This window comes from Streptomyces sp. NRRL S-495 (genome assembly GCF_000966955.1).
GTDB classification, from domain to species: domain Bacteria; phylum Actinomycetota; class Actinomycetes; order Streptomycetales; family Streptomycetaceae; genus Kitasatospora; species Kitasatospora purpeofusca.
In genome coordinates, this window is record NZ_JZWY01001251.1 from 1 (window position 1) to 328 (window position 328).

The following is a 328-nucleotide window of genomic DNA, read 5'->3' on the forward strand; positions in this document are numbered from 1 at the left end:
CAGCAGCGGCTGCTGCTGGAGACCACCTGGGAGATGCTGGAGCGGGCCGGGATCGCCCCGGCCACCCTGCGGCGGACCCCGACGGGCGTCTACGTCGGGGCGATGACCATGGACTACGGGCCCTCTCTCGAACAGGGCGCCGACGAGGGCGGCCACCTGCTGACCGGCAACACCGGGAGCGTCGCGTCGGGCCGACTGGCCTACACCCTCGGTCTGGAGGGAGCGGCGGTCACCGTGGACACGGCGTGCTCGTCCTCGCTGGTGGCGCTGCACCTCGCGGTACGGGCGCTGCGGTCGGGCGAGTGCTCGCTGGCCCTGGCCGGCGGCG

1 protein-coding gene is annotated in these 328 nt (G+C 74.7%); it reads left to right on the top strand.

Annotated features, from left to right (window positions below; genetic code table 11):
* The coding region (locus VR45_RS40940) for a polyketide synthase (RefSeq protein WP_045945060.1) at positions 1-328 on the top strand (328 nt) is incomplete at both ends.